Raw genomic sequence first — 289 nt, 5'->3', positions numbered from 1 at the left:
GAGACGACCGCGGACACGTACCGCACCACCTCGTCGTGGTTCATCGCGGCGAACGAACCGACTTCGCCGTGCACACGCGCGTCGGCGGTGTGCTGCGCTGCGACGATCGCCCAGCGGCGCCGGTCCGAGCCCTTCGCGTCTTCCCGTGCCGGTGGTCCGGGCCCGGGGCGAGCGCGACCACCGCGCTCCCCACGAGCTCGGGTGCCGGGTTCGTCAGGGCGGCGAACCGCTCCATGTCGATGACCGGCGGCGCGTACTCCGCGTCGATCGGCCAGTCGCCCCGGCCGAG

The 289-nt window shown here is 74.0% G+C and carries 1 protein-coding gene; it reads right to left on the bottom strand.

All coding sequences use genetic code 11. The features are described 5' to 3' along the window. Window positions 1-40: 40 nt before the first annotated feature. Window positions 41-289, bottom strand: a 249-nt coding sequence (locus tag BN202_RS10110; protein WP_210160668.1) for a hypothetical protein, incomplete at its 5' end; no start/stop codon positions are given.

It is taken from the genome of Bartonella florencae (genome assembly GCF_000312525.1).
GTDB classification, from domain to species: Bacteria; Pseudomonadota; Alphaproteobacteria; order Rhizobiales; family Rhizobiaceae; genus Bartonella; species Bartonella florencae.
Note: the sequence above shows the minus strand (reverse complement) of the source record. Positions and strands in the feature narration are given on the sequence as shown.